The 25,382-nt window shown below is 74.4% G+C and carries 23 protein-coding genes; 4 read left to right on the top strand and 19 right to left on the bottom strand.

What is annotated here, in order from left to right; translation table 11 throughout:
* The 12 genes from ABZS69_RS26880 to ABZS69_RS26935 form a co-directional block, all read right to left on the bottom strand.
* A partial coding sequence (locus ABZS69_RS26880; protein ID WP_355377797.1) for a beta-galactosidase occupies nt 1-143 on the bottom strand: 143 nt, incomplete at its 3' end.
* Between the two features lie 8 nt (nt 144-151).
* Complete coding sequence (locus ABZS69_RS26885; protein ID WP_355377347.1) at nt 152-1,183, bottom strand: LacI family DNA-binding transcriptional regulator; 1,032 nt, start codon at nt 1,181-1,183, stop codon at nt 152-154.
* 91 nt (nt 1,184-1,274) lie between these two features.
* Nucleotides 1,275-2,309: a LacI family DNA-binding transcriptional regulator gene (locus ABZS69_RS26890; RefSeq protein WP_355377349.1), complete on the bottom strand. Its 1,035-nt coding sequence runs from the start codon at nt 2,307-2,309 to the stop codon at nt 1,275-1,277.
* Entirely contained in the window at nt 2,306-3,412 is a 1,107-nt protein-coding gene (locus ABZS69_RS26895) for a Gfo/Idh/MocA family oxidoreductase (RefSeq protein ID WP_355377350.1), read from the bottom strand. Before ABZS69_RS26895 ends, ABZS69_RS26890 begins: the two co-directional genes overlap by 4 nt.
* Nucleotides 3,409-4,281, bottom strand: a complete 873-nt coding sequence (locus ABZS69_RS26900) for an amidohydrolase family protein (RefSeq protein WP_355377352.1) — start codon at nt 4,279-4,281, stop codon at nt 3,409-3,411. The genes ABZS69_RS26895 and ABZS69_RS26900 overlap by 4 nt, the downstream gene beginning before the upstream one ends.
* A gap of 40 nt (nt 4,282-4,321) precedes the next feature.
* A complete protein-coding gene (locus tag ABZS69_RS26905; protein WP_355377354.1) occupies nt 4,322-4,783 on the bottom strand; it encodes a VOC family protein in 462 nt (153 codons plus the stop codon).
* A complete protein-coding gene (locus ABZS69_RS26910; protein ID WP_355377356.1) occupies nt 4,780-5,763 on the bottom strand; it encodes a transketolase C-terminal domain-containing protein in 984 nt (327 codons plus the stop codon). Before ABZS69_RS26910 ends, ABZS69_RS26905 begins: the two co-directional genes overlap by 4 nt.
* Nucleotides 5,756-6,703 carry a thiamine pyrophosphate-dependent dehydrogenase E1 component subunit alpha gene (locus ABZS69_RS26915; protein ID WP_355377358.1) on the bottom strand — a complete coding sequence of 316 codons (948 nt, stop codon included), beginning with the start codon at nt 6,701-6,703 and terminating at the stop codon, nt 5,756-5,758. Before ABZS69_RS26915 ends, ABZS69_RS26910 begins: the two co-directional genes overlap by 8 nt.
* Nucleotides 6,696-8,036, bottom strand: coding sequence for an adenylosuccinate lyase family protein (locus ABZS69_RS26920; protein ID WP_355377360.1), 1,341 nt, complete (start codon nt 8,034-8,036; stop codon nt 6,696-6,698). Before ABZS69_RS26920 ends, ABZS69_RS26915 begins: the two co-directional genes overlap by 8 nt.
* 2 nt (nt 8,037-8,038) lie before the next feature.
* Nucleotides 8,039-8,797 carry an SDR family NAD(P)-dependent oxidoreductase gene (locus tag ABZS69_RS26925; protein WP_355377362.1) on the bottom strand — a complete coding sequence of 253 codons (759 nt, stop codon included), beginning with the start codon at nt 8,795-8,797 and terminating at the stop codon, nt 8,039-8,041.
* 85 nt (nt 8,798-8,882) lie between these two features.
* The gene (locus tag ABZS69_RS26930; RefSeq protein ID WP_355377364.1) at nt 8,883-10,661 is read right to left on the bottom strand and encodes an aldehyde ferredoxin oxidoreductase C-terminal domain-containing protein; all 1,779 of its coding nucleotides are present in this window, start codon (nt 10,659-10,661) and stop codon (nt 8,883-8,885) included.
* A 73-nt stretch (nt 10,662-10,734) separates the two neighbouring features.
* On the bottom strand, nt 10,735-11,580 hold the full coding sequence (locus ABZS69_RS26935; RefSeq protein WP_355377366.1) for an IclR family transcriptional regulator: 846 nt from the start codon (nt 11,578-11,580) through the stop codon (nt 10,735-10,737).
* 264 nt (nt 11,581-11,844) lie between these two features.
* Between ABZS69_RS26935 and ABZS69_RS26940 the strand changes: the two genes are divergently transcribed.
* From ABZS69_RS26940 to ABZS69_RS26950, 3 genes are all read left to right on the top strand, one after another.
* Nucleotides 11,845-14,331, top strand: a complete 2,487-nt coding sequence (locus ABZS69_RS26940) for a glycoside hydrolase family 3 C-terminal domain-containing protein (protein WP_355377368.1) — start codon at nt 11,845-11,847, stop codon at nt 14,329-14,331.
* Nucleotides 14,328-15,890, top strand: a complete 1,563-nt coding sequence (locus ABZS69_RS26945; protein ID WP_355377370.1) for a carboxylesterase family protein — start codon at nt 14,328-14,330, stop codon at nt 15,888-15,890. The genes ABZS69_RS26940 and ABZS69_RS26945 overlap by 4 nt, the downstream gene beginning before the upstream one ends.
* A 66-nt stretch (nt 15,891-15,956) precedes the next feature.
* The gene (locus ABZS69_RS26950) at nt 15,957-16,928 is read left to right on the top strand and encodes a glycosyltransferase family 2 protein (RefSeq protein WP_355377372.1); all 972 of its coding nucleotides are present in this window, start codon (nt 15,957-15,959) and stop codon (nt 16,926-16,928) included.
* A gap of 45 nt (nt 16,929-16,973) precedes the next feature.
* Here the strand turns inward: ABZS69_RS26950 and ABZS69_RS26955 are convergent, their stop codons facing one another.
* From ABZS69_RS26955 to ABZS69_RS26985, 7 genes are all read right to left on the bottom strand, one after another.
* Nucleotides 16,974-18,200, bottom strand: a complete 1,227-nt coding sequence (locus tag ABZS69_RS26955; RefSeq protein WP_355377374.1) for a glycosyltransferase family 4 protein — start codon at nt 18,198-18,200, stop codon at nt 16,974-16,976.
* Nucleotides 18,197-19,438 carry a hypothetical protein gene (locus ABZS69_RS26960; RefSeq protein ID WP_355377376.1) on the bottom strand — a complete coding sequence of 414 codons (1,242 nt, stop codon included), beginning with the start codon at nt 19,436-19,438 and terminating at the stop codon, nt 18,197-18,199. The genes ABZS69_RS26955 and ABZS69_RS26960 overlap by 4 nt, the downstream gene beginning before the upstream one ends.
* Nucleotides 19,426-20,175 carry an NTP transferase domain-containing protein gene (locus ABZS69_RS26965; protein WP_355377378.1) on the bottom strand — a complete coding sequence of 250 codons (750 nt, stop codon included), beginning with the start codon at nt 20,173-20,175 and terminating at the stop codon, nt 19,426-19,428. The genes ABZS69_RS26960 and ABZS69_RS26965 overlap by 13 nt, the downstream gene beginning before the upstream one ends.
* Nucleotides 20,172-20,834 (bottom strand): HAD family phosphatase, encoded by a 663-nt coding sequence (locus tag ABZS69_RS26970; RefSeq protein WP_355377380.1) that lies wholly within the window; start codon nt 20,832-20,834, stop codon nt 20,172-20,174. Before ABZS69_RS26970 ends, ABZS69_RS26965 begins: the two co-directional genes overlap by 4 nt.
* Nucleotides 20,835-20,923: 89 nt before the next feature.
* Nucleotides 20,924-22,084, bottom strand: a complete 1,161-nt coding sequence (locus tag ABZS69_RS26975; protein WP_355377382.1) for a 2-phospho-L-lactate transferase CofD family protein — start codon at nt 22,082-22,084, stop codon at nt 20,924-20,926.
* The gene (locus ABZS69_RS26980) at nt 22,081-22,857 is read right to left on the bottom strand and encodes a glycosyltransferase family 2 protein (protein WP_355377384.1); all 777 of its coding nucleotides are present in this window, start codon (nt 22,855-22,857) and stop codon (nt 22,081-22,083) included. The genes ABZS69_RS26975 and ABZS69_RS26980 overlap by 4 nt, the downstream gene beginning before the upstream one ends.
* 3 nt (nt 22,858-22,860) lie before the next feature.
* Nucleotides 22,861-23,538 carry a hypothetical protein gene (locus ABZS69_RS26985; protein WP_355377386.1) on the bottom strand — a complete coding sequence of 226 codons (678 nt, stop codon included), beginning with the start codon at nt 23,536-23,538 and terminating at the stop codon, nt 22,861-22,863.
* 661 nt (nt 23,539-24,199) lie between these two features.
* On the opposite strand from ABZS69_RS26985, the gene ABZS69_RS26990 reads away from it, so the two are divergent.
* A complete protein-coding gene (locus ABZS69_RS26990) occupies nt 24,200-25,381 on the top strand; it encodes an ROK family transcriptional regulator (RefSeq protein ID WP_355377388.1) in 1,182 nt (393 codons plus the stop codon).
* Nucleotide 25,382 lies beyond the last annotated feature (1 nt).

Here is a 25,382-nt window from a genome sequence, read left to right on the forward strand (position 1 = left end):
AAGACGCCGATCGTGACGAGGTTGACCCCGGCGGCCCGCATCAGCTCGGCGTCCTCGGCCCAGACGTGCTCCGGCCACTGCTCGGGGTTGTAGTCACCGCCGAACAGCAGCCCGCGCCCGGCAGTGAGCGTGTGCGTGCCCAGTCGTCCCGTCAAGGTCCGGTCCTTTCGCCTTCGCGGGGTGGGGCGGAGCTGTCGCCGACCACGAGGCGGCAGGGCAGCAGCCGCTGCGCGGGCGGGCCGTCGCCCTCCAGCCGGTCGATGAGCATGCGGGCGCCGAGTCCGCCCAGCTCGGCGCTCGGCGGCTCCATCGTGGTGAGCCTGGGGTGGAACATCTCGGCGACCCGCGCCGACGACAGCACCAGCAGCAATGTCAGGTCCTCGGGGATGCGCCAGCCGCGCGCCGCCACGGCCGCGATCACCCCGACGGCCGCGTGGTCGTCCATCACCGCCAGCGCCGTCGTGTCGGGATGCGCGGCGACCAGCCGCTCGAACGCCTGCCCGCCCTCGTCGGCCGAGCCGGGCCGGAAGTCGTCCACGTACCCGATGCCGGCCGCGCGGGCGGCCGCGGCGAACTCCGTCCCGGCCCGGATCGCGGGTCCGTAGCGCGCCGCGTGCCGGTCCGCCGAAAGGTTGAAGAAGCCCAGCTTGCGGTGCCCGAGCCCGGCCACGTGCGCCACGGCGGCCACCGCCGTGGCAGCGAAGTCGATGTCGGCGTAGTCGATCGAGCCCGGGTCGCGGGTCCGCCCGATCATGCTGAACGGTACGCCGGCCGCCAGCAGGAACTCCGTGCGCTCGTCGTCCAGTCCGACCTCCATCAGCAGCACGCCGTCCACCAGCCCCAGCCCCGTGATGTGGCGCAGCTCCTCGATCGGGTCGGCGTGCTCGGGGGAGAGCAGCAGGTGGTAGCCCAGCTCGCGGGCCGCCTCCGCGGCACCGGTCGCGAACTGCATCTCGGTCAGCCCGAAACCGCTGCGCGGGGTCGGGTACAGCAGGGCCAGGATGCGGGTGCGCTTGCTCTGCAGCCCGCGGGCCAGCAGGCTCGGTCGGTATCCCAGCTCGGCCGCCGCCTGCTCGATCCGCCGCCGGGTGGCCGCCGCCACCGGGCGGGTGCCGTTGAGCGCGGCGGACACGGTGCTCACCGCCACCTGCGCCCGCTCGGCCACGTCACGTATCGAAGCCATCCCACTACCGATCCGCCTGGGTCGAAACGTTTCGCACAACGTAGGACGCGGTTTGCGGGACTGTCAATGGTGTGGAATCGGGCGTCCGAAATCAGGTTCCCGTACGCAGCACGTCGCCGCCGCCCGGGGCCGGGGGAGCGGTGGACTGGCGCTGGATCAGCTGGATCGGCCCGGCCAGCACCTCCGCCACCGTGTCCTCCGGCGCCAGGGCGGCCAGCAGGGTCACGCCGCGGCGGCCCAGCTCGCCCAGCGGCATGCGCACCGTCGTGAGCGCGGGATTGAGGTAGCCGGCCAGCTCCAGGTCGTGCACGGCCACGATCGAGACGTCCCGCGGGATCTCCAGCCCGGCCGCGCGCGCCCCCTCCATCGCCCCGATGGCCGAGGCCACGTTGGCGACGAACACCGCCGTCGGCCGCTCGGGGGCGCCCAGCAGCCGGGCCATGGCCGCCGCCCCGCCCGCCGGCGTGTAGTCGGCCGCCACGACCTGCCCCTCCGGCAGGCCGGCCGCGCGCATCGCCGCCGAGTATCCCGCCGACCTGCGCGTGGCGGTGTCGGCGCGCGACGGGCCCGCGAGGTGGGCGATGCGGCGGTGGCCGAGGCGTACGAGGTGCTCCACCGCCAGCGCGGCGGCCCGCGCGTCGTCGAGGATGACGTACCGCTTGACGCTCCTGCTGCGGTTGTTGAGCATGAGCCACGGAATGGCGGCCCGGTCGAGCTGGGCGATCAGCCCCGACTCGTCGCCGGTCCCGGCCAGCAGCAGGCCGTCGATGCGGCCCTGCCCGATCCGGTCCATGTAGTCGCCCAGCGCCGCGCCCGAGGCGCTGCCGGTGACCAGCACGTACCCCTGCGAGGCCGCCTCCGCCTCCGCGCCCTTGATGATCTCCGCGTAGACCGGGTTGGCGAAGTCGGGGATGAACAGCCCGAACATGTGCGCACGTGACGTGCGCAGGCTGCGCGCGGCCACGTTGGGCCGGTAGCCGAGCTCCTCGATCGCGGCCAGCACCCGCTCCCGCGTCTCCGGCCGGATGCTGAGCGTGGGGTCCTTGTTGACGACGCGGGAGACGACGGCCCGGTCGACCTTGGCGACGGCGGCGACGTCGGCCAGCGTGATCCGGGAGCGCTTCATGACGACGATCCTGTCCTGTCCGCCGGGCGGCAGCGCACGCTTTCGCCAGTGTCCATCGAGCGGTAGAGCGCGTCGAGCAGGCGCAGCGTGCCGAGGTTGTCCGCGCCGGACGTCGCCGGCTCGCCGCCCTCCGCGACGGCCCGCAGCAGCGAGCCCATCGGGCCGGCCACCGCGTCCGGCAGCCACCGCCGGGTCACCGGGTACGGCAGCCAGCCGTCCGTCGGCAGCGCCCGGCTGTTGACCGCCAGGGTGTCGGGGCGGCCGTGCGGGTAGTCGTACAGCAGGCCGAGCGTGCCCTTGATCGCGCCCTCGGTGCCGTCGATCCGGAAGGACGCCTCCTGGTCGCCGGCGCGGTTCTCGTGCGTGACGTGGACGAGCGCCCGCAGGTCGCCCGGGTAGACCAGCGTGCTCATCGTGCGCGTCTCGCCCTTGGCGAGCTGGCCCGGCGTGCGGCTGCCGGTGCAGAAGACCAGCTCGGGATCGCCCAGGATCGAGCGGATGGCGTCCAGGTAGTGGATGGAGTGGTAGACGATCTCCAGCCGGTCGGTGGTGACCAGCCAGTCCCAGGCGCTCCAGTCGGTGAGGATGTTCACGGTGAACGTCATCGCCGTCGGCTCGCCGATCCAGCCCGCGCGCACCATCGCGCGGGCGGCGGCGATGCCCTCGTCGAAGCGGAGCTGCTGGTTGACCGCGATCTTCAGGCCGAGGGCCGCCGCCAGGTCGACGAGGCCCCGGCCGGTCGCCACGTCCGGCGCGAACGGCTTCTGGCACAGCAGGTGCCTGCCCGCCGCCAGCGCCGCCCGCGCGATGCCGGGCTGCGCGCCGGGCGCGACGGCGATGTCCACGACGGCCACGCGCTCGTCGGCCAGCAACTCGTCGAGCGAGCCGTACGTCCTGGGGACCCCGTGGCGCCGGGCCACCTCGGCGGCGCGGCCGGCGTCGAGGTCGTACAGGCCGCTCACCTCCAGCCCGGCCTGCCGGTAGGCGGGCAGGTGGGCCACGTCCACGATGGCCCCCGCGCCGACGACGGCGACGGGCCGCCGGTGCGCGGCCGGGATCGACAGGTCGGCCGCGGCGGCGATGGGCGCGAACACGTCGATCACGGGGCGGCCTCCCGGGTGTGACCGGGCGCGTCCCGGAGGCCGTAGAAGCGGGTCGCGGTGCCGCCGAGCACGGCCGCGCGGTCGTCGGGCGACAATCCCGACAGCACGGCGTTCGTCTCGCGCCACACCTTCGCGTAGTCGCCGGCCAGCAGCGCCACCGGCCAGTCGCTGCCGAACATCAGCCGCCCGGGCCCGAACACCTCCAGCGCGTGCTCCACGTAGGGCCGCAGGTCATCGGCCGTCCACGTCTGGGCGTCGGCCGCCGTGTTCAGGCCGGACACCTTGGCGTACACGTCAGGGCACTCGGCCGCGCGGGCGAGCAGCGACGCCCACGGCTCCCAGCCCTTCGCCTCGATCGGCGGCTTGGCCAGGTGGTCGATCACCATCCGCAGCCCCGGCACCCGCTCGGCCAGCACCGGCACGTGCTCCAGATGCCGCGGCAGCACCGCCACCACGTCGAACGGCAGCCCGGCCGCGGCCAGCAGCCCGAGCCCCTCGATCACCGCGTCCCGGAGCACCCAGTCGGGGTCGGGCTCGTCGTGGATGAGGTGCCGCACCCCCGCGAACCCGGGATGCCGCCGGTACCGCTCCAGCGCCCCGGCGGCCTCGTCCGGCCGGTGCAGCGGCACCCAGCCCACCACGGCGCCGATGAAGTCGTGGGCGTCTGCCTGCGCGAGCATGGCGTCGGTGTCGGCGTAGGAGTCCATCGCCTGCACCAGCACCGTGCGGCCGACCCCCGCCGCCGCGAGCTGGGGGAGGAGCTCCGCGGGCTCGAACGTGCGGTGGATCGGCCCGTGCTCGGGCGTCAGCCACGGGTACGAGCCGGTCTCCAGGTTCCAGAAGTGCTGGTGGGCGTCGACGACGGTCATCCAGCCTCCTCACGTGATCAATCGTTTGAGCGTGCACATACTAGGGGGTGCCCGGCGGTTGCACGAGCTCCAAGGTGATGTCGTCGGGGTCGAGGAAGTAGCAGGCGTAGCCGCCCCTGTTCACCCCCGCGGTGATCGCCTCGGGCGGGTTGACGAAGCGCACCCCGGCCGCCGCCAGCCGGGCGTGCTCGGCCGGGGCGTCCTCGACGGTGAGCGCCAGGTGCGCGGCGCCCGGCAGGTGGCGGGCCGGGTCGCGCGGGGCGCCCCTGGGCCGCACGTACTCCACCAGCTCCAGGTCGTGCGTGGACAGGCCGCGCGGCTGGCCGGGCACGGCGAGCTGGGCCACGCGCAGCACGGCGTCGGGGTAGCCGACGAGCCTGCGGGTGTAGTCGTTGTCCTGCTCCTGCCGGTGCACCAGCGCGAACCCGAGCAGGTCGCGGTAGAACGCCACCGACCGGTCCAGGTCGGAGACCGTGAACGAGAAGTGCCAGACGCCCCTCATCGCTCACCCGCTCCGGCCAGCCGCCCGACCTCCTGGACGATCCGCGCGGCGTCGGGGACCAGGGCCTGCGCGAGGACCGGCGCGGCGGGCATCCGCACGTCCGGCGCGCCGATCCGGATCGGCGGCGCGGCCAGCGCCACCCCGGCGCCCGCGACGCGGGCCACGACCTCGGCGCCGAAGCCGCCGGTGACGTTCGCCTCGTGGACGACCGCCAGCCTGCGGGTGCGGCGCGCGCTCCCGACCACCGCCCCGGTGTCGAACGGGTTGAGCCACGGCGTCTCCAGCACCTCGGCCTCGACCCCCTCGCGGGCCAGCGCCTCGGCCGCCGCCAGCACCCGGTGGGTCATCGCGCCCCAGGTGACGACGGTGACGTCGGAGCCCGCGCGGCGGGTGCGCGCCCCGCCCATCGGCCGGACCGGGCCGTCCGTCATGACCGGCTCCTTCGGGCCGGAGTACAGCGTGCGGTTCTCGATCACCAGCACCGGGTCGTCGCCGTGCACGGCCGTCACCAGCAGGTCGTACGCGTCCTGCGGCGTGCTCGGCATGCACACCCGCAGCCCCGGCACGTGCAGGAACAGCGCCTCCAGGCACTGCGAGTGCTGCGCGCACGCGCCCGGCGCGCCGCCCTGCTGGGTGCGGATCGTCAGCGGGGCCCGCAGCCGCCCGCCCGACACGTAACGGACGTTGGCCGCCTGGTTGACGATCTGGTCCAGCGCCACCAGGGAGAAGTCGGCCCACATGATCTCGACGATCGGGCGGCGGCCGAACATCGCCGCGCCCACCGCGCTGCCGAGGATCGCCGACTCGCTGATCGGGGTGTCGAACACGCGGTCGCCGTACCGCTTGCGCAGGCCCCTGGTCACGCCGAACACGCCGCCGGGCACGGCGACGTCCTCGCCGTAGACCAGCGTCTCCGGCAGCTCCTCCATGAGGCGGTGCAGGGCCGCGTTCACGGCCTCGCCGTAGGACAGCTCACGCATACAGGTGCTCCCTCGCGGTGGCGGGGTCGGCGAGGGGCGCGGCCAGCGCCGCCGCGGCGGCGGACTCCGTCTCGGCCCGCGCCTCGCGCTCCACGGCGTCCAGGGCGGCGGCCGGCACCCCGTCGGCGAGCAGGCCCTCGCGCAGCCGGGCGATCGGCTCGCGCCTGGCGATCCGGTCCAGCTCCCCGGGCTGGCGGTAGGTCTCCGCGTCGCCGATGTAGTGGCCGACCAGCCGCTCGGTCATGCACTCCAGCAGCGTCGGCCCGCCGCCCTCGCGGGCCACCTCCAGCGCGTCGCGCACGTGGAAGCGCACGGCCTCCACGTCGTTGCCGTCGACGCGGTGCCCCGGCATCCCGTACGCGGCGGCGCGGTCGGCCAGGCGCGCGTTGCGCACCATGTCGGCGATCGGGGTCAGCTCGGAGTAGCGGTTGTTCTCGCAGACGAACACCACGGGCAGGGAGAACGCGGCGGCGAAGTTCATCGCCTCGTGCACCGCGCCCTGGTTCATCGCGCCGTCGCCGAAGACGCTCACGGCCACCCGGTTCGAGCCGTCGTGCCGGCCGGCCAGCGCCGCCCCGCACGCGATCGGCGCGCCCGCGCCCACGATCGAGTTCTCGCCGTGGAAGCCGTAGTCGGCCGCGGTGAAGTACGCCGAGCCGCCCCGGCCGCCGTTCACGCCGGTCGCGCGGCCCGCCAGCTCCGCGAACAGCGCCTGCGCCGGCACGCCCCTGGCCAGCGCCCAGCCGTGGCCGCGGTAGGTCGCGAACAGCGCGTCGTGCGGTTCCAGCCCGTCGCACGCGCCCACCGGGACGGCCTCCTGCCCGACGCACAGGTGCACCGAGCCGACGATCGGCCCTTCGGCCCGCAGGTCGCGCACCTTCTCCTCGAACGCGCGGATCCGCCACATGGCCCGCAGGTCCGCGAGCCTTCGTTCACTCATCGCCTCTCCATGCTTCGAGGGCCGCGGCGCAGATCGCCTCGGCGTCGCCGATGTAGGACTCGGGCGCGATGGGCAGCGGGCCCAGGCTCGCCAGCTCGTCCGGCCCCGCCACGTCGCGCAGCGCGTCGGCCAGCGCCCGCCCGCGCTCGCGGGCCTCGTGCGCCGCCTTGTAGACCAGGTCGTGCGCCCGCTCCCGGCCCAGCGCCGGGGCCAGCCGCATCATGTACGCCTCCGCCATGATCAGCCCGCCCTCGGCGTCCAGGTTGGCCCGCATGGCCTCCGGGTAGACCCGCAGCCCGGCGGCGACGTCGGCGGCCGTGGCCAGCGCGCCCGCGGCCAGCTCGGCCAGCAGCGGCACCACGTACCACTCGACCTGCCACTCGCCGGCGGCCCGCTCGTGGCCGGCCTCCATCGCCCGGAACAGGCCCGAGCTGAGCGCGCCCGCCGTGCCCGACATGCCGACGACGGCCTCGCAGCCGATCGGGTTGGCCTTCTGCGGCATCGTGGACGAGGCGCCGCGGTGGTGGCCGCCCGCCTCGCGTACCTCGCCGACCTCGGTCCTGGACAGGTCCACGACCTCGCGGGCGAAGCGGGCCGCCGTGGCCGCCAGGCTCGCGCAGGTCAGGCCGAACTCGGCGACGCCGTCCCTGGCCACGTGCCAGGGCACCTCGGTCGTGGCCAGGCCGAGCGCGCCGGCCACGCGCCCGCGTACCTGCCTGGAGCGCTCGCCCATCGCGGCGGACGTGCCGCCCGCGCCGAACAGCGACACGACGCGCACCTGCCGCGCCGCGCCGCGCACCCGGTCGCGCTGGCGCGTCACCTCCGCCAGCAGCACCGCCGCCTTCGCCCCGAACGTCGTGGGCACCGCCTGCTGGGCGTGCGTACGGGCGGCGACGACCGTGCCGGCGTGCCCGGCCACCAGCCGGGCCAGCGCGTCGCCGAACGAGCCGAGCAGCGCCCCCAGGCGATCGAGGGCCTCGCCCATCTGCAGGGCCAGGCCGGTGTCCATGATGTCCTGCGTGGTCGCGCCGTAGTGGACGCGGCCGTCGGGCCCCTCGGGGAGCGCGGCGGCGATCATCCGCACCAGCGGCAGGATCGGGTAGCCCACGTTGACCGCCTCCGACCACAGGCGCGGGAGGTCGATGTTCGCGGGCACGCAGGCCGCCTCGATGGCGCGCGCGTCGGCCTCGGAGATCACGCCCTCCTCGCCCTGGGCGCGGGCCAGCGCGGCCTCCGTGCGCAGCCAGGCGAGCACGGTCCGCTCGGCCGAGAAGATCTCGGTCATGGCGCGGTCGCCGAACAGCTCGGGGAGCAGCTTGAACGTCTGGCGCACGGTCAGTCCATCTCCAGTCCGCCGTCGACGTTCAGTGCCTGGCCCGTCACGAACGAGGCCAGGTCGCTGGCCAGGAACAGCACCGCGGACGCGACCTCCTCGGGCCGCCCGGGGCGGCGCAGTGGGGAGCGCTCGCCCACCTCCTTCAGGTAGCCGTCGCCCGCGCCGGGGCCGAACCGCCGGTCGCGGTCGGCGATGATCTCGTCCCACATGGGGGTGAGGAAGACGCCGGGGCACACGGCGTTCACCCGGACGGGGGCCAGCGCCTGGGCCGCGGACTTGGTCAGGGAGAGCAGGGCCGTCTTGGTGGCGGAGTAGTGGGCGGCGTCGGGGCGGCCCGAGCGGGCGGCCACCGAGGCCAGCGTCACGATCGAGCCGCTGCCCCGCTCGGCCATCGCGCGCCCGACGGCCTGGGTGAGCCAGAACGTGGCGTTGAGGTTGACGTCCACGATCCGCAGCCACTCGCCGGGCTCGATGTCGAGCAGCGGGGTGGTGCGCATGACCCCGGCGCAGTTCACCAGCACGTCGATCCGCTCGCGGGCGCCCGCCAGCGCCGCCGCCTGGGCCCGGTCGGTGAGGTCGGCCGGCCGCGCCTCGGCGCCCAGCTCGGCCGCCGCCTCGGCCAGCCGCGGGCCGTCCAGGTCGGAGAGCACGACGTCCGCTCCGGCCGCGGCCAGCGCGCGGGCGCACGCGAACCCGAGCCCTCCCGCGCCGCCCGTGACGAGCGCCGTCCGCCCGCCCAGGTCGATCGTGACAGCCATTCCCGATGGTCTCCCGTCCCTCGTTCAAACGATTGACCAGAACATAACTCGAACCACGCGAACCGAACAAGACCGTTTTCCGGAATCAGCGCCAGCCGAGCTCCTCGTAGAAGGCGGCGCGGGCGAGCTCGAACGACGCGCGGTCCAGCACCGCGCCCTCGTGCGGTCCCGCCGTGATGGGCTCCTCGTGCATCCGGGCCGGCAGCTCGTCAGGACCGCCGCCCTCGCGGAGCGCGTACGCGCGCATCGCGTCGAGCCGCGCCTGACCGGCCGCCAGCAGGTCGTCCACGGTGAACTCCCGCCCGAGGACGGCCGTGGCCAGGGCGCTCAGGCGGTCGAGGGTCAGCGGGCGGGTGGGGGAGGAGGCGAAGACGCACAGGTTGAGCGCGTCGAGCCCGCTCCACAGCCGCAGCAGCCGGGCGGTGCGCCGGCCCCGCTCGGCGTCGAGCCCGGCGACCGGCGCGGGCTCCGCCCCGATCAGCCGGGCCTCGCCGAAGCTGTAGGCGAGCCCGGCCACGGGGTCGAAGTCGAGGTCGTGCTCCAGCGCGTCGTAGCGCGGCCCGCCGGGGGCGATCGCGTACCCGAGGCCGATGCCCGGCTGGATGCGGGGGTCGAAGCAGGGCAGCTCGGTGCCCTTGACGGTCATGGCGTACGGGGCCGCGTCCGGCCCGAGCTTCGCGGCCGCCCGCGCCGAGCCCTCGGCCAGCAGATCGCCCATCTCGCCCGTGCGCCCTGCCACGTCATCGATCAGCCCGGGCAACGCCGCCGGATCGCCGAACGCGGGCCCGCCGGGGAGCAGGCCGCGCCCGGCGCACTCCATGGCGAAGGCGAGCGTCCCGCCGAGGGAAACCGGGTCCAGCCCGAGGTCGTTGCAGCGGGCGTTGGCGGCCAGCACGGCGTCGAGGTCGTCGATCCCGAGGTTCCAGCCGAGCGACAGGAACGCCTCCTGCCCCAGCCCGCCGGTCCGCCGCTCGGCCGGGCCGGGGGGCGCGTACACCTTGAGGCAGTCGTTCGGGCAGCCGGGGCAGGCCCCGGTGGTCGCCCCTGTGGGCGGCATGGCGCGCCCGTCGTAGTCACCCGCGGCGGGGACCCGCAGCCCGTGCGCGCCGGCCACCGAGAAGTTCCGCACCGCGGCGTAGCCGGGGGCGGGCGGGTCGCCCACCCAGCCGGCGAACCCGGGGAGCCCGGCCTGGAGCGCCGCCAGCGGGTTCGTGGCCAGCGAGTCGCGGTAGTAGGCGGCCAGCCCGGCGACCGCCCCGGGGTCGGCGACCTGCGCGGGGGCATCGCCGACGCACACGACGGCCTTGAGGTTCTTGGCCCCGAAGACCGCGCCGAGCCCGTACCGCCCTGCCGCGTAGGCGTAGTCGGTCACCACGCTCGCGTACCGCACGAGGTTCTCCCCGGCCGGCCCGATCGCCGCCACGTGCGCGCCCTGGCCGTGCCGCGCCCGCAGCGCGTCCGTCGTCGCGGCCGTGCCCAGCCCGCGCAGCTCCGAGGCGTCGTGCAGGGACACCTCTCCTCCCTGGACGAGCAGGTAGGACAGCCGCGCGGCCCGCCCCGTGACGGCCAGCGCCTTGGCGCCCGCCCCGCGCAGGCCCGCCGCGAACGGCCCCAGAGCGTGGGACTCCCCGGCCACCCCCGTCAGCGGCGACTTCGCCAGGAACACCGCCTTGGCCAGCCCCGGCGCCGCCGTCCCGCCCAGCGCCCCGGCCGCCACGTAGAGCAGCGTCCGCGGATCGAACGGATCGAGCCCGGCGGGCGTGCGCCCGGCCAGCAGCCGCAGCCCGAGCACGGACCCGCCGATCTCGCCCGGGTGGTGCTCCTTCTCCACGTTCCCGCTGGTCAGATCCACAATGAACGGCACGGTCAAGCCTCCATGGCGATGAGGAAAGCGAGCCGCACCACATCACACAACACCCAGGAAAGGCAACCCCCGGCTACGGCCGCTCCGGGTGCGAGCGCAGCCAGTGCGACAGCCCGCGGGCGGCGGTGACGACCGCCGGCACCAGCGTGCCCGGCTGCGGCCCGCCCACGCGCACCACGACCGACAGCGCGGCGATCACCTCGTCCTCCGCGCCCCGGATCGGCGCCGCCACCGACACCGCGTCCAGCGTGACCTGCCGGTCGCTGATGACGTACCCGTGCCGCCGCACCTCGGCCAGCGCGCAGCGCAGCCGCCCCGGATCGGCGATGGTCCGGTCGGTGAAGGCCGCCAGCGGCCCGGCCAGGTACGCCTCCTGCGTCGCGGGCGGCGCGTGGGCCAGCAGCGCCAGGCCGACGCCCGTGGCGTGCGCGGGGAAGCGCCCGCCCACCCGGCTGCGCACGGTGACCGCGTCCCTGCCGGAGATGCGCTCCAGGTAGAGCACGTCGGGACCCTCCAGGACGGCGAGCTGGGCGTGCTGGTGGGTGACCTCGTACAGGTCCTCCAGGTAGGGCATCGCGGCCTCGCGCAGCCCGAGCCCCCGCGGCGCCAGCGCGCCCACCTCCCACAGGTGCAGCCCGATCTGGTAGCGGCCGTCGCGGTCGCGTTCCAGCGCGCCCCACGACGTCAGCTCGTTGACCAGCCGGTGCGCCGTCGTCAACGGCATCGCGGTGCGGCGGCTGATGTCGGACAGGCTCAGCCTGGGGCACTCGCCGGAGAACGCGCTGAGCACGCTGAGGACCCGGCTCGTCACGCTCTGGCCGGCGGGCCGCCTGGCGCTACCGGGCTGTTGGGCGCCGCCGGGAGCGTGGGCGCCGCGGCGCCTCGTGGCCGCGGCCGGGCCGTCGTCGGTTGTGGTCATGGTCGCCGCCTCCCGGTCGGACCTCTCACCCCGCGAAGTTCCCGTTTTTTATGTTGTTTGCGGCAACGTAAACCCCGGCTGCCTGCGGGTCCAGCCCTCTATGCCCCAGAGTTTGTTGCGATGGGTAACAATCCTGAAACGCACCGAACGACGTTCTAAAAGTCTTCCGTTCAACGGAGAACACGGTTCCGCAACCTCTCCGCGGCTCATATGTTGCGGGCGCGACCCCAGCCGGTCGGCCCGTTCCTCGAAGGAGCTGTTCACATGGCTGAAGCGCTCAACCCGTCGCTGACCCGCCGCGACGCGGCCCGGCTGCTCGGCGCGGCCGCCGCCGTCGCCGCGCTCCCGTCGGGGTGGACCGCCCGCCGGGCGGACGTCGACGCGCTCCTGCGGAAGCTGACGCTGGCGGAGAAGGTCTCGCTGCTGCACGGGGCCAACGACCCCGCCTCCAAGGGCGAGGCCGGGTACGTGCCCGGCGTGCCGCGCCTCGGCATCCCCGAGATCCGCCTGGCCGACGGGCCCGCCGGGGTCCGCGTCACGGCCGGCGCCACCGCCCTGCCCGCGCCGGTGGCGCTCGCCTCGACGTTCGCGGCCGACCTCGCCCAGCGGTTCGGCGCGGTCATCGGCAGGGAGGGGCGCGCGCTGGGCATGGACGTCCTGCTGTCGCCGATGACGAACATCGTCCGCGTGCCGCAGGCCGGCCGGAACTTCGAGACCCTCGGAGAGGACCCGCTGCTGGCCGCCGCGCTCGTCGTCGGCGAGATCCGCGGCATCCAGGGCGAGGGCCTCATCGCCACGGTCAAGCACTACGCGGCCAACAACTTCGAGAACGCCCGCCAGACCGTCGACGTCAAGGTGGACGAGCGCACCCTGCGCGAGATCTACCTGCCCGCCTTCGAGGCCGCCGTGAAAGCCGGCGTGGGCGCGGTCATGGCCGCCTACAACCACGTCAACGGCGTGTACGCCGCCGAGAACCGGCACCTGCTGAGCGAGATCCTGCGCGACGACTGGCAGTTCGGCGGCTGGGTGATGTCCGACTGGTACGCCACGCACAGCGGCGCCCCCTCCCTCACCGCCGGGATGGACATGGAGATGCCCTTCGGCGTCAACTACGGGGGCCTGGCCGCCGCCGTCACCTCCGGGCAGCTGGCCGAGTCCGTCGTGGACGCCGCGGTGCGCCGCGTCCTGGTCCAGCTCGACCGGTTCGGCCTGCTCGGCGGCGGCCGGCCGCGGCCCGCCCCGGACCCGGCGGGCGGCGCCCGCGTCGCGAAGGAGATCGCGCTGGCGGGCGCGGTGCTGCTGCGCAACGAAGGGGACCTGCTGCCGCTGGGCCGCGCCGACCTGGCCGACCTCGCCGTCATCGGCCCCACCGCGGCCAGCCCCCTGGTGGGCGGCGGCGGCAGCGCCAGGGTGATCCCCGCGGGCGCGGAGAGCCCGCTGACCGCCCTGCGCCGCCAGGCCGGCCCGGGCAGCCGCATCCACTGGGCCACGGGCGTGGACCTGGAGGGAGTCCCGGTGCCCGCCTCCGCGCTCTCGCTGCAGCGCGCTCAGCAGGGCGGCGCCCCGCAGGCCGCCGCCCAGGTCGACCACACCGGCGCGGGCGCGCTGCCCGCCGGCTCGTCGTGGACGTGGACGGGCACGCTGACCGCGCCCGCGACCGGCGACTACGACCTGCGCATCCAGGGCGCGGGCGGGGTGCCGTCGTTCAACGGCTCGATCTCGCTGACCCTCGACGGCGTCAGGATCGGCTCCGTCGGCGCCCTCATCGGCGGCAACAGCAGCCTCATCGCGACCTCCGGCGGCCTGACGAACGCCGGCACGACCGTCCGGCTCGAAGCCGGGGTGGCCAAGCCCGTCACCGTCGCGGCCACCGGCATCGCCGGCACGCCGCTGCAGGTCAGGCTGGCCTGGGTGACCCCGCAGCGCCGCCAGGAGGCGCTGCGGGAGGCCGCCGCGCTGGCAAAGGGGGCGCGGGCGGCGCTCGTGTTCGCCTTCAACGAGGGCACCGAGGGCGCCGACCGCGCCGCCCTCGCCCTCCCCAAGGGCCAGGACCCGGTCGTCGAGGCCGTGGCCGGCGCCAACGCCCGCACCGCCGTCGTGCTCAACACCGGCGACCCGGTGCTCATACCGTGGGTGCGGAACGTGCGCTCGATCCTGCAGATGTGGTACCCGGGCCAGGAAGGCGCCGACGCCACCGCCACGCTCCTGCTCGGCGGCGCGAACCCGGGCGGCAAGCTGCCGGTGACCTTCCCCGTGCGGGCCGAGGACGCGCCCACCGCGCCGGCCGAGCGCTACCCGGGCGTGGGCGGCGTCGCGGACTACAGCGAGGGCGTCCTCGTCGGCTACCGGTTCTACGACGCCAAGGGCGTCGAGCCGCTGTTCCCCTTCGGGCACGGCCTGTCCTACACCCGCTTCCAGTACGGCGACCTGTCGGTGCGGGCCGCGGGCGGCGGGCTCAGCGTGTCCTTCACGGTCGCCAACACCGGCCGCCGCGCCGGGGTGGAGGTGCCGCAGGTGTATCTCGGCCCGCCGGCCGGCCCGCCGGTCCCGATGGCGCCCCGCGCGCTCGCCGGGTTCGCCAGGGTCCGGCTGTCGCCCGGCGAGCGGCGCCGCGTCACCGTGACGGTGCCGCGGCGCGCACTGCAGTACTGGTCGGACGGCCGGTGGACCCTCGCGGGGGGCCGCCGTACCGTCCACGTCGGGTCCTCCTCCAGGGACCTGCGTCTACGTCAGGAGGTCACAGTCCGATGAGACGATTACTGATCGCACTCGCCGCGGCGGTCCTGGCCGCCGCCGCCGTCCCCGTGCCCGCCGCCGCGTCGGGCGGTGATCGGCCCGTGGCGCGTGCCGACACCGGTCTCGTACGCGGGGCCCGCGCGGACGGCGTCGACAGCTTCCTCGCCCTCCCGTACGCCGCCCCGCCCGTCGGCGAGCTGCGCTGGCGGGCACCCCGGCCGGCGCCCGCCTGGCAGGGCGTGCGCGACGCGTCGCAGTGGGGCAACCGCTGCCCGGCCGCCGCCAGCACCAACGGCCCCCGCTCCGAGACCGAGGACTGCCTGTACCTCAACGTGTTCCGCCCCGCCGGCACGAAGGCCGGGCAGCGGCTGCCCGTGCTCTTCTGGATCCACGGCGGCGGCCTGCAGAACGGCTCGGCCAACCAGCACGACGGCACCCTGATCGCCCAGCTCGAGAACGTCGTCGTGGTGAGCGTCAACTACCGGCTCGGCGTGTTCGGCTTCCTGGCCCACCCGCTGCTGGCCGCAGAAGCGGATACGGGGGCGGGCACGTCCGGCAACTACGGCCTGCTCGACCAGCAGGCGGCGCTGCGCTGGGTGCACCGCAACATCGCCGCGTTCGGCGGCGACCCCCGCCAGGTCACCATCGACGGCGAGTCGGCCGGCGGCTTCTCCGTCTGCGCCAACCTCACCTCGCCCGCCTCGGCCGGGCTGTTCGCCCGCGGCATCATTCAGAGCGGGTCCTGCACCAGCCGCACGTACGCGGACGGCGAGCAGGCCGGCACCTCCATCGCCACCGCGCTCGGCTGCTCCGACCTGGCCTGCCTGCGCGGGCTGAGCGCGGCGAAGCTGGTCGACGGGCCGCAGTTCGCCTCGTTCCTGTACGGCACGCCCGCCCTGCCGGAGAACCCCGACACCGCCGTGCGGGCGGGCCGCTTCCAGCGCGTCCCCCTGATCGTCGGCGCCAACCGCGACGAGGGCCGCACGTTCCTGCAGGGCGCGCGCGGCTGGACCAAGGAGCAGTACGAGGGCTGGGTCCGCGGGCTCTTCCCCGACCGCGCCGAAGCCGTGCTGGCCAGGTATCCGTGGCCGGCGCAGTCCGACCAGTTCACCTCGGCGTACCTGGCGGCGGCCGTCTTCACCGACTCCGGCTTCCTGGCCGGCCTCGGCGGCTGCCCGACGCTGCGCTTCATGCAGGCCCTGTCCGCCCACACCCGCGTGTACGGCTACCGCTTCGACCACCGCACCGGCCCCGGCCTGACCCCCGAGCCGGTCGGCTACGAGTGGGGCGCGGGCCACGCCGCCGAGCTGGCCTACCTGTGGCCGAGCTTCGACAACGGCACCCCGATCGCGCCGACGTTCGACGCCTCGGAGCGGCGGCTGGCGCGCGACATGGTGCACTACTGGGGCTCGTTCACGATCGACGGGCAGCCCAGGGCCGCGCACTCCGCGCCCTGGCCGGCCTTCAACCGGACCTCGCTCGTCATGTCGCTGCGGGCGGGCGGCCGCTCGACGGCGGTCCCGCTGGCCACGATGCTCGCCGAGCACAACTGCGACCTGTGGGAGGCCGGCTGAGGTGATGCGCCGCGTGGGCCGCCTGCGGGATCATGGATGCCCCAGGACTCGCGAAGGGCGGCCCCCGTGACGAGAGTTTCCCTGATCGTGCCGTGCTACGACGCGGGCCGGACCCTGCGCCTGTGCCTGGAGTCGGCGCTGTCCCAGACCCGGCCGCCCGACGAGATCGTCGTGGTGGACGACGCCAGCGGCGACGGCTCCCCGGCCATCGCCGAGGAGCTGGGCTGCCGGGTCGTACGGCTCCCCGCCAACCGCGGCGTCTCGGCGGCCAGGAACGCCGGGGTGGAGAGCACCACCGGAGATGTGATCTTCTTCCTCGACAGCGACGTGGCGTTACGCCCGGACGCGGTCGCCAACGCCGTCAGGATCCTGGAGGAGGATCCCGGGCTCGGCTGCGTCCACGGCGTCTACGACACCGAGCCGCTCATCGACGACGGCCCCGTGGAGCACTATCGCCTGCTCCACCAGGTCCACTGGCGGCGCAGGCACCTCGGCGAGGTCAACAGCGTCGTGTTCGCGCTGGCCGCGATCCGCCGCTCGGTGTGGCTGGAGGCGGGCCGGCTCGACGAGGGCCTGCGCGACAGCGAGGACGTGGAGTACAGCAGCCGCCTGGCCGTACGCACCCGGATCCTGCTGACCGACGCCGTGATGGGCCGCCACGACGAGGGGCACCGGTTTCTGCCGGTGCTCGCCGAGCAGTGGCGGCGCGCGCTGCCGCTGATCCCGCTGGCTCTGGCCACGGCCAGGCGCGGCGCGGCCAGGCCGGAGAACGCCAACAGCCGGGCCGGGATCCTCGCCTGCGCGCTCGCGCTGGCGTCCCTGCCGCTGGGGCTGCTGCATCCGGGCCTGTTCGCGGTGCCGGTGGCGCTGGTGGGGTGGTTCGTGATGGCCGATCCGCCGCTGCTGCGGTTCGTGCGGCGGGAGCGGGGGGCGGCCTTCACCGCCTACTTCATGGCCGTCCACCTGGCGGTGCACGTGGTGCTCGTCACCGGCCTGGCGGTGGGCTCCCTGCGCGTGCTCAGGGGAGCTCCCGCCTGACCGTCACAGTCTGACTGTCACGGTCTGGCCTTCACGGTCTGGCCTTCACAGCCTGGCCTTCACCGCGGCGCGGTAGACCTCGGCCGTCTCGGCGGCGGCGCGCGACCAGCTGAGGCTCTCCCTGACGAACCGCTCGCCCCGCTCGGCCAGCCCCCGGCGCAGCGCCGCGTCGGACATCACCTCGATCACGCCCCGCGCGATGTCGGCGGGCTCGCTCGCCCGCACGAAGTACGCCGCGGGCCGGTCCGGATCGGGCCCGAGGAAGACGCGGGAGAAGCCGTCTCCCAGGATCGTCGCCCGGCCCATCGCCATCGCCTCGGTCGCCACCAGCCCGAACGGCTCGAACAGCGACGGGAACACGCACGCCGTCGCCAGCTCGTAGTACTCCAGCAGCTCCGGCCCGCCGACGAACCGCCCCGGGGCCAGCACCCGCCCCCGCAGCCCCGTCGAGGCGACGATCCGCTCGACGCCCGCGGCGTCCCCCTCGCCGACGATCACCAGCCGCAGCCCCGGCACCGCCCCGGCCGCCGACCGCATCGCCTCCAGGAGCTGGTAGACGCCCTTCTGCCGCTCGATCCTGCCCACGAACAGCAGCACCGGGTCCCCTTCCGGCAGCCCCAGCCGCTCGCGCAGGGCCGCCGCCCCGGCCTTCAGCGCGTCCCGGTCCAGTGACGGGAGCACCGCCTCGTACGTCCCGCCCAGCGGCACGACGTCGATGGGGGTCCGGCCCCAGCCGGCGGCCACGAGCTGGTCGCGCACCTCCGGCGTGGCCACCACCACCCGCCGGGACACCCGGGCCAGCCACCGCTCCAGCGCCGCGAACAGCTTCAGCGGGTCCCGGATGCTGCGCTGCGGCGCGACGCCGTACTCCGTGGTGTGCACGTGGAAGACCACCGGCAGCCGCAGCACGTAGTGGCAGAGCAGGCCCGACAGGAAGTTCGTCGAGTCGTGCACGGCGACCAGGTCGGGCCGCTCCCGGCGGCGGCGCAGCCGCAGGAAGTAGCGCCAGTTGCTGACCACGACGTTCAGCGCGAGCAGCAGGAACTCCGAGCGCCTGGTGCGGTTGAGCCGCTTCCCCCTGAGGAGGGGGCTCCGCGGCCGGTGCACGCGGACGCCGTCCACGATCTCGTCCACCGGCAGGCGGCCGTCGTCCGGCGTGAGCACCGTCAGCTCGTGGCCGCGGGCCAGGTACGGGGTGATCAGCTCGGCGTACCTGCCCAGCCCGGCGGTGATGTTCGGCGGGAACTGGTTGACGATGTAGGCGATCTTCACATCGGGCTCCGGTAGACACGCGCGGCCGCCGCCGCGACGACGGCCAGCAGGACGAGGTTGGCCAGCGCGAACCCGGCGAGCCCGCCCGCCAGCCCCTGCCGGCGGATGCAGGCCGCCAGGACGGCGAGGGCGGGCGGCGTCCCCGCCACCAGGCAGCCGATGAGCACCTTGGCCCCGCGCACCCCGTCCATGGACAGGGCGACCGAGTACAGGTTGAAGGCCGTGTGCGCCCCGATGCCCAGCGCCGACAGCGCCATCAGGCCGACCGAGTACGGGTACTCGCCGCCCATCAGCAGGAAGAACACCGTGCTCGCGGCGAACCCGAGCACCGCCGTGACCCCGGCGACCGCCGGGACCAGCCGGGCGATCCGCCGCATCAGCACCGGCTTGTTCGCGGTGGCCATCATGGGCAGCAGCATCAGCCCGATCCCGTCGGTGAACACCACGCCCAGCAACCGCTTGGGGAAGCCGTTGTAGACCGAGTACACGCCGACGTCGGCCGGGCCCGCCCAGTGGTTCAGGAAGATCACGTCGATGCCGAAGAGCACGCCGGTGAGCGCGGCGATGACGGTCACGTACATGCCGTGCCGGTACAGCGACCGGGCCAGCCGCGCCGACCAGAGCCGCGGCCGCACCCGCACCGCCGCCAGCGCCGCCACGGCGAACGCCACGTTCGTGGCGATCAGCGCGACCAGGTACGGCCCGGCCTGCCTGATCCCCAGCACCAGCAGGCAGTACGAGGCGGCGCCCAGGTACACGATCGCGATCGCCAGCTTGAGCCCCGCCACGAAGGCGAACCGCTTCAGCCCCCGCAGGAAGCTCTCGGTGAGCTGGTTGAGCGTCATCGACGCCGCCAGCGCCAGCCCGAAGGCGAGCGTGCGCGTGTCCACGTTCAGCGCGGCCGTGAGCAGCGGCGCCGCCAGCAGGCCCAGCGCGGCCAGCCCGGCGCTGACCGCCAGCGTGGCCGGCAGCGCCGTCGCCAGGAGCTCGGCCCGCCGCTCCGGCTCGGCCCTGGGCAGCTCCTGCAGCATCACGTAGTGCAGGCTCGTCAGCATCCCGACGGTGACGATCAGCGCGATCGACAGCACCACCGTGAACTGGCCGAACGCGCTCGCCCCCGCGCCCCGCGCGATGACCAGCGTGGTCGCCGCCGCCGTGCCGCTGGCCACCGTGCTCACCAGCGTCGGCCCCACCGCCCGCCGCAGCCCCGCCGCCCGGTGCGTTGTCAGGAGCCGCACCGCTGGTACGCCCGCCGCGCGAACTCCAGGTCCTCCGGGGTGTTGATGCCGCGCGCCTCGACCGGGTCCGCCACCGGCACGACGGTCACCGGCCGGCCCTCGGCCCGCGACAGGTGCGTCAGGAACGGCAGGAAGTTCACCTCGCCGGTGGCCGCGCCCGCCGCCGCCCCGGCCGCGTACCGCTCCCACGCCTCCCGCAGGCCGCCGGTGGCCAGGCAGAACACGCCGACGTCGCTGAGCCCGCCCGGACGGCACTCGTCGCCCTCGCGGGACTGCCGCACGCGTACGAGCCGGTCCCCGTCCAGCTCGTACTCCACGTACGGATCGGCCATCGGCACCAGCGGCAGCGTCAGCCCCTCGCCCGGATGGGCGGCCAGGACGTCGCGCACGGTCGCGGGGGAGAGGTTCGCCTGGTCGCCCCAGACCACCAGGATCGTCTCGTACGCCGCCCAGTGCGCGGCGGCGCCGAAGATCGCGTCCCCCATGCCGGTCGGCCGCTCCTGCACGCTCACCGACACCGCGCCCGCGCCGATCTCCTCGGCGGCGAGCTCCCGGAACGGGCCCTCGCCGTCGGGCGAGACGACGACGTGGACGTGCCGCGTCCACGGGCGCAGCCGCCGCAGCAGCAGGTGCCACACGGTAACTCCCTCGGCCACCTCGATCATGATCTTCGGGATGCCCCGGCCCAGCCGCGTCCCCCGCCCCGCCGCGGGTATCACCGCACATCTGTTTTTCACTGGCCCTCCTCCAGCAGGGAGACGATGTCGCCCAAGCCCCGTACCGCGAGCGCGCCGGGGGCGGGCTCGGCGGTGTGGACGTGCAGCGTGGCCAGGCCGGCGCCGACGGCGGAGGCCACCCCGTGGGCGGAGTCCTCCAGCGCGACGGCCTCGGCCGGGTCGACGCCCCAGCGGCGGCAGGCCAGGCCGTAGAACTCCGGGTCCGGCTTGCTCACCGGCACGTCGTCGGCGGTGAGCACGTCGCGGAAGCACGCCCCCAGCGACGAGCCCGCCAGCACCCGCTCCACCGACGCCCGGCTGCCGCCGGTGACCAGGTACGCCACCCGCCCCCTCGCCGCCAGCCGGTCGAGCAGCCGGCGCGCCCCCGGGAACGGCCCGACCCGGCCCGCCGCGACGAACTCCCGGTAGAGCCCCTGCTTGCGCCGTGCCAGCCGGGCCGCCGCGTCCCGGTCCCCGGTGAGGAGCGCGGCGACCTCGGCGGTGCTCGCGCCCGTGTGGTCGGCGTACCGGAAGGAGGCGAGCGCGGCCGGGGCGAACTCGGCGACGGCCTGCCGGAACGCGGCCTCGTGCGCGGGAAAGGAGTCCACGAGCGTCCCGTCGAGATCGCACAACCACACCCGCCGCCCGGCCACCGCCTCCACGCTCACGGACCCCCTCACCCGGCCACCGTCCCCGCGCTCATTCGGCCACCACCCTCGCGCTCACGGACCCGCTCATCCGGCCACCACCCCCGCGCTCGCTCACCCGCTCATCCGGCCCTGGCCAGCGGGATCTCGCCGAGCACGGCCCGCAGTGCCTCGGCGGTGCGCGGGCCGTCGTGCGTTCCGGGCCGCCCGGCGTCCTCGACGTCCGCGCCGATCCAGCGCGCCCCCGCCCAGCAGCCGCGCTCCACGACCACCCGGGGCACGGCGGGTTCCCCGGACGCGCCGCGCCGGCTGAGCACGTGCGTGATCGTGCGCCGCTCGTTGCCCGGGTCGCCCAGGTACGCCAGTGTGCGATCCACGAGGTCGGTGGCCGTCAGCCCCTGGATGTCGTGATCGCCCCCGAGGTTGACCACGAACACCCTGGCCACGGCCCGGCTCTCCGCGATCGCCCCGGCCAGCCCCGGCGTCAGGTAGCTGGGCAGGAGCGAGGAGTGCGGGGTGCCCGGCCCGTACACGATGAGGTCGCTGTTCCGTACGGCCTCCAGCGCCTCGGGGTTGGGCGTGACCCCGGCGGCCCGCCGCGCGAGCAACTCCCGCACGCGCTCCGGCGGCACCCCGGACGGCCCCGGCACCCCGGACGGTCCCGACAGCTCGGCCGGCGGCTCGCCCAGCAGGAACAACTCGCTGATGGCCACCGCGTCCTGAGGCGCGACGATGTCGGCCTCGTCGGCCAGCACCCGCCCGTCCTCCTTGAGCGCGACCAGGAACGCGTTCTCGCCGCCCGTCACGTTGAGCAGCCTCGCCGGCGACCCGAACGTGTGGGCGCACGCGCGTACCGCCGCGTTGAAGTCCTCGCCCAGCCGCAGGTACGCCCCCGCGAGCACCAGATTGCCCAGCGCGCAGTCGGCCAGGTCGAACCCGTCCGGCTCGGCGCGCAGCCGCCCGGCGAACACCCGCAGCTCCCGCGCGATCCGGTAGTCCAGCGGCCCGTCGGCCAGCCGCGCCAGGTCCGCGGCCGTGGCCCCGGCGGACAGGCGGCGTTCGAGCAGCTCGCGCCGGGGGTCGCCGGGGTCCAGGTGGAGCAGGAGGTTCTTGCGGAAGTCGGACGGGCCCAGCATGCCCGGCAGGTAGCGGCGCAGCGCGCCGGTGGACAGCCCGTTGTCGTACCCGTTGATCAGCAGGGACAGCTCCAGCCCCGGCACCCGGAGGAGGGCGCGCGCGATCCCCGCCGCGCCCCGCCCGCCGCTGAACATGGAGACCCTCACCGGACCTCCTCGTGGCCCGCGGGGACGCGCAGCACGCCGCGCCGCAGCAGCCAGTGGCGCAGCCCGAGGTAACCGACGAACAGGGCCCGGTCGCGCGCGCCCCGCCAGAACCGCCAGCCCCGGCTGCCGCCGCCCCGCACGCGGTGCTCGATCGGCAGCTCCACCCACGCGTGGCCCAGCTCGGCGACGCGGGCGGTGATCTCGGTCGAGCAGTTCATGCCCGCCGACTCCAGCGGCAGCGCCCGGAACAGCGGCCCGCGCACCACCTTGAAGATCGAGTTGAAGTCGCGGTAGCGGGTGCGGTGCAGCAGGTTGCTGACCGCGCCGCTGGCCGCCGACCCCCACCGGTACGGCAGGCTGTCGGCCTTCCTGATCCGGGCGCCCGAGAACGCGGGCCCCACCCCGGCCCGGATGCGCTCGATGAACCGGTCCAGGTTCGCGATCGGGAACTGGCCGTCGGAGTCCAGCAGCACGACCCAGTCCAGCCGGGTACGCGCGATCGCCGCCGCGATGGCGGCCCCCGCGCCGCGGTTGCGCTCGAACGTGACGACGACGAGCTGCGGGCACTCCGCCCGCAGGCCCTCAAGGATCTTCCCGGTCTCGTCGGCGCTGCCGTCGTCGCACACGACGATCTCCCACGCGCCGACCGCCGGGTTGCGCTCCAGGTACTCCCGCCACTCCGTCACGGCGGCCGTGATGTTGTCCGCCTCGTTGTACGCGGGCGCCGCCACCGAGATCTCGATGGGGGGCGCCGCGGCAGGCGCGTTCGGCAATGGTCACCTCCTCCGGGTGGCGTCCGCGCCGGCTCCCGTCAGGCGCGCGATCCAGCGGTCAAGGGGAAGCAGGTTGACCCCCACGATCAAGGGGACGTGCGCCAGCGTGAACCAGATCGCCGCGCCGAACGTGATCGGCCCGCCGGTGAACAGGTTGATGTGGGGGGCGTCGATGCGCTCGGGGAGCTGCACCGGGTTGACCACCTGCCACATCACGTCCAGGAAGCCCGAGAACACGATCAGCACCCCCGTGGCCATGATCTTCAGACAGCGGCCGGGGGAGCCGCCGCCGATCCGGTACGCGGCGGCGGCGGTGAGCACGATCCCCGGGTAGAGCAGCAGGTAGAGGTGGGTGTAGAAGCTGTCGCCGTGCGCCCGCGCGCCGTCGCCGTAGTAGAACCAGCTGATCCGCGGGATCAGGTAGCCGGTCAGGAAGACGAACGGGACGTACAGCAGCCAGTGCAGCCGTGGCGACACCCACGGGAAGAACGCGATCGCGCAGCACAGGAAGGCGAAGGCGAGCAGCTTGGCGACGAGCTGCCAGGCGGCGCCGATCTCGCGGGCGTGCGGGGTGGCCAGCCAGACGAAGGCGAAGCCGGCCGCCCCGATGGCCAGCGCGATCCACCAGATGTGCGCGGCCCATGGGCGCCGGGCGTCGAGAAGGGGGTCGGGATGGTTCAATGCCGGTCCTCGTGGAGGGGCGTCATGGGGGAGCGCGATCGCTCGCGGGAGCGCTCCCAAACGCAGTATGGCATCTGTGCTCGCGGCGATGGCCTCAATATCAAATATCGGACATGCCGGAATTGTCTGGCCTATTGACTAACCGTAGTGAAAGCGCAAAAGCCCAGCTCAATGCCCATACTTCAAAGTTTCTTGAAATATGGAACGTTTCACTCGCGAATCGGTATCAGTGGGCCTGCCTGGGCTGTCAAGCCCTCACTCTCGGGGTGATTGCAGCGGCCTGTCTTCCTTCATCCATTGAACAAACTTCGCCTTTTCTCGACATATCAGCAGATCAGATGAGGTCTGGTAGGCTTGGGAGCGCTCCCGCATCGAGTCTGCATTCTGGGCCCGAAACACCGGGTTCCGGATCCCCGTAACCAGCGCTCGCGGAGGATCCGGCCGGATGGCATCCCTTCGGGTCCTCGCGTCTGGCGTGCCGGCGCGCGAGGGCCGGACCGAATCCTCCGGGCAAGAACGTGGGCGTGCCGCAGGCCGAGAATCATCGGGCGATCCTACGAAATATCGGTTGTTGCCCACATATGTCCAACATATTTCACGTCAGAAAGCCCGACTTTTATCGCCTACCGCCGTAAGCCTAGCCAGTTGCCGAAGTAAGGTAATGGTTATGTCATCGGAATCCAACGGCCAGAGCGCCGGGGCTGGGGCGCTGCTGGCGATCCTCAGGGACGGCCGCCCCCGCACCCGCGGCGAACTGGCCCAGCTCACCGGTCTGTCCAGGTCCACCGTGTCGCAGCGGCTCGACGGGCTGATCGCCGGGAGCTGGGTGGTGGCCGCCGACGACTCGATCTCCTCCGGGGGCCGCCCGGCGGCGGTGTTCGCGTTCAACGAGGGTGCTCGGGTGGTGCTCGCCGCCGACCTGGGCGCCACCCGCGCCCGGCTGGCCGTGCTCGACCTCGGCCTGACCGTGCTCGCCGAACGCTCCGCCGAGCTGCGCGTCGACAGAGGCCCCGAGCCCACGCTGGAGTGGGTCGCCACCGCCTTCTGTGAGCTGCTGGCCGACACCGGGCACGACCTCGAGCAGGTGTGCGGGGTCGGCGTCGGGCTGCCGGGGCCGGTGGAGCACGCGTCGGGACGCCCGGTGAACCCGCCGATCATGCCCGGCTGGGACGGCTTCGACGTGCCCGGCTGGCTCGGCGCGCGGCTCGGCGCGCCCGTCCTGGCCGACAACGACGTGAACATCATGGCGCTCGGCGAGCACTGGGCCGCCGGGCCCGACGTCGACCACCTGATCTTCATCAAGATCGGCACCGGGATCGGCTGCGGCATCATCTCCGGCGGCGTGCTGCACCGGGGCGCGCAGGGCGCCGCGGGGGACATCGGCCACATCCGGGTCCCGGCGTCCGAGGCGCCCTGCCAGTGCGGCAACACCGGCTGCCTGGAGGCGGTCGCGGGCGGCGCGTCCATGGCCGCGCAACTGCGCGCCGCCGGGATCGAGGCGCACGGCAGCCGGGACGTGGTGGCGCTCATGCGCGCGGGCGACCTGCGCGCCACGCGCCTGGTCCGGCAGGCCGGCCGCGAGGTCGGCACCGTGCTGGCCGCGATCGTGAACTTCTTCAACCCCTCGCTCATCGTCATCGGCGGGGCGGTCGCGGAGGCGGGCGAGCAGGTGCTCGCGGGGGTCAGAGAGACGATCTACAGCCGGTCACTGCCACTGGCCACCCAGCACCTCGGCATCCGGTCCAGCCGGCTCGGCGACCGAGCGGGCATCGTCGGCGCCGCCGTCATGGTCGTCGACCACGCCCTCACCCCGGCCACCATCGACCGCACCACCGCCCTTTGAC

Origin of the sequence: Nonomuraea sp. NPDC005650 (genome assembly GCF_040605375.1) — a bacterium.
Lineage (GTDB): Bacteria > Actinomycetota > Actinomycetes > Streptosporangiales > Streptosporangiaceae > Nonomuraea.